The following is a 3225-nucleotide window of genomic DNA, read 5'->3' as shown; positions in this document are numbered from 1 at the left end:
GAGAAGCGTTGCAGATCTCGGCCATTCAATCTCGCTCAGAATACCTCTACGCATTGGATAGCTATGAGACGGCCGTGGAGAATCTGGATATAGCCATCAGTATTCGGGACAAGACCCGCATCAAATATGAAGAAGGGCTGGCCTCCAGTTTCGAACTCAACGAGATCGAGTCCCAATTCCTTGAAGCGCAATCCCAACGCATCGGTTCTTCCATTGCCTTGATGAACGCCTTGACCCAACTTAGAAAAGCATTCAACCAACTCTGAACCCACACCTGATCATGAGAAAATCAATCATAGCCCTTGTTCCGCTGTTGCTGCTCGCAGCCTGCACTTCTCCAGAACCGACCGATCTCGATTCCCTGGTCACGGAGAAGGATAGCCTCAAGAACCTCGTAAACAGCTATAATGACCGCATTTCCGAGATCAATAAACTGATCGCTGAAAGTGCTGAGGATTTCGAGTCCAATCTGACATTGGTCCGGACCCAGACCCTGACCGAGCAGCCGTTCAGTCACTCGTTCACCATCTATGGTGAGGTAGCTTCAGATAAGAATGTCCTACTCTACCCAGAAATGGCCGGGGTGGTCGAGCGCATCTCTGTCCAAGAAGGCTCCCAGGTACGCAAAGGAGACATTATACTGTCGATAGATGATCAGATTCTACAGAATCAGATCGCGGAGGTGCGCACGGCCTATGAATTGGCCAAGACCACCTATGAGAAGCAAGCCCGACTATGGGAGCAGCGTATCGGATCAGAGCTCCAGTACCTGCAGGCCAAGAATCAGAAAGAGAGTCTTGAGTCCTCTTTGGCCACGCTCAATAGCCAAGCCGCTAAGACACGCATCAGAGCTCCTTTCAGTGGAACATTGGATGAGATATTCCCCAATCAGGGCGAGATGGCCAATCCGCAAATGCCCGTTGCACGTATCGTCAATCTGAAGAAGATGTACATCGAAAGTGATGTTTCGGAACAACACGTATTAGCAGTCAAGGAGGGAACTCCGGTAGCTGTGGAATTCCCGGGCATCGGTGAGCAGGTGCAGACGAGCATCCAAGAGACCTCAAAGTATATCAATCCGGAGAATCGTTCCTTCAAGATCCGGGTGGAACTGCCTGAGACGGAATTCGAATTGAAACCCAATCAACTCGCTCATCTCAGCATCAATGACTATGTGAATGAGAAGGCCATCGTGATACCTTCTGCCATCATCATGCAGAGCACCACTGGTGCAGACTATGTCTATGTACTGGAGGAAAGCGAAGGACGTCAGTTCGCAAAACGGGTGGCCATCACCACGGGTAAAGAGTACAAAGGGCAGGTAGAAGTAATAGACGGACTGGAGCCCGATATGCAGATCATCACTGAAGGTGCCCGTAGCGTGAGGGATGGACAGCGCGTCAGACTATCGTGATCCTTTAAAGACCCGCCTTATGAGCAACAAGATCATCAAGACTTTCGGCCTCTCCAATCTCTCGGTAGATAACCGGACGACTGTCCTGCTCCTGACCATCATCATTGCTGTTGCAGGGACACTGTCCTATGTCAACATGCCTAAGGAGGCCTTTCCAGAAATCGTCACTCCTGAGATCTATATCTCCACTCCTTACCCGGGGAACTCCCCTTCCGACATCGAGAAATTGATCACCCGACCGCTCGAAAAGGAATTGAAATCCATGAGCGGAGTAGATGAGATCACTTCTACATCCATACAGGGTTATTCTTCGGTACGTGTGCTGTTCGACTTCTCTGTTCCAGTGGCCGAAGCATTGAGAAGGGTGAAGGACAAGGTGGATATCGCAAAGGCGGATCCGGAGTTTCCTACCGACCTGCCTGCTGATCCGAACATCTTCGAGATGAATTTCTCCGAACTGGTCCCGATCATGAACATCAACCTATCGGGAGAGTTCTCCATGGACCAACTCACCGATTATGCGGAGTATTTGGAAGACCGCATAGAGGATATCCCTGCCATCAACAAGGTGGATATACGCGGAGTGATGGAAAAGGAGGTCCGCATCCATGTGGATATGCCTCGCATGGAGGCCGTAAAGCTCAGTTTCAATGATATCGCTCAGGCCATACAGCAAGAGAATGTGACCATCTCCGGGGGAGAACTCCTGATAGATGATTTCCGCAGGACTGTGAGTGTGGTGGGAGAATTCCAGAACATCGACCAGATAGGCGATGTGGTGGTCAAGCAGGAGAATAATAACATCGTCTACCTGCGTGACATCGCTACCATATCCTTTGAAGAGGAAGAGGCCAATAGCTACGCCAGAGAATTCAAGAAGCCCGTAGTCATGTTGGATGTGATCAAACGGGGTGGAGAGAATCTCATCGAAGCTTCTGAGCGCATACGTGCGATCATCGCAGATGCTCAAGACGGATATCTTCCAGACAATCTGGAGATCAGTATCACTGGAGACCAATCCGATCAGACCCAGACCCAGCTGGATGAATTGGTCAACTCGATCATATTCGGTGTGATCCTGGTGGTCACTGTACTCCTATTCTTTTTGGGTCTGAGGAATGCTCTTTTCGTAGGTGTGGCCATCCCCATGTCCATGTTGCTCTCATTCTTCATTCTCAGCTCGGCCGGAGTCACGCTCAACATGATGGTGCTCTTCTCCCTGGTACTAGCACTGGGAATGCTCGTAGACAATGGAATCGTAGTGGTGGAGAACATCTACCGCTTGATGGACGAAGGAAAACCCCCTATCCAAGCGGCTAAAGAAGGTGTAGGAGAGGTCGCCTGGCCGATCATCGCTTCTACTGCGACCACCTTGGCCGCATTCGTACCCTTGGCGATATGGCCTGGTATGATGGGTGAGTTCATGAAGTACCTCCCCATCACACTGATGATCGTATTGAGTTCTTCCCTATTCGTAGCCTTGGTCATCAATCCGGTACTTACGTCCAAATTCATGCGGGCGGGTCAAGAGGATCTGAATAAGAATAGAGTACGTACGATCTCATTTGTATTGATCGGATTAGCGGTGGTCTTCTATCTGCTTCTCGGAGTACATGCGCTACCAAACCTCCTACTCATCATCGGTCTGGTGCTCTTGCTCAATGCCTATGTATTGTTCCCAGCATCCAAGTCCTTCCAAGAAAAAGTCATCCCTGCACTGGAGAATGTGTATGAGAATACCTTGAGGAACTTCTTATCGGGAAAAAGACCGGGATGGTTGGTCGCCTCCATGTTCGGTCTTCTCTTCTTTT

3 protein-coding genes are annotated in these 3225 nt (G+C 50.0%); all 3 read left to right on the top strand.

Annotated elements, in window-relative coordinates:
• The coding region (locus HKN79_12665; protein NNC84419.1) for a TolC family protein at positions 1 to 266 on the top strand (266 nt) is incomplete at its 5' end.
• A gap of 14 nt (positions 267 to 280) precedes the next feature.
• Positions 281 to 1414, top strand: coding sequence for an efflux RND transporter periplasmic adaptor subunit (locus tag HKN79_12660; GenBank protein ID NNC84418.1), 1134 nt, complete (start codon positions 281 to 283; stop codon positions 1412 to 1414).
• Positions 1415 to 1433: 19 nt separating this feature from the next.
• A partial coding sequence (locus HKN79_12655; GenBank protein NNC84417.1) for an efflux RND transporter permease subunit occupies positions 1434 to 3225 on the top strand: 1792 nt, incomplete at its 3' end.

It is taken from the genome of Flavobacteriales bacterium, from assembly GCA_013001705.1.
GTDB lineage: Bacteria > Bacteroidota > Bacteroidia > Flavobacteriales_D > JABDKJ01 > JABDLZ01.
Note: the sequence above shows the minus strand (reverse complement) of the source record. Positions and strands in the feature narration are given on the sequence as shown.

Excerpts from the sequence above, each read along its gene's own strand:
- HKN79_12660 (NNC84418.1), top strand. The coding sequence starts at position 281 with ATGAGAAAATCAATCATAGCCCTTGTTCCGCTGTTGCTGCTCGCAGCC.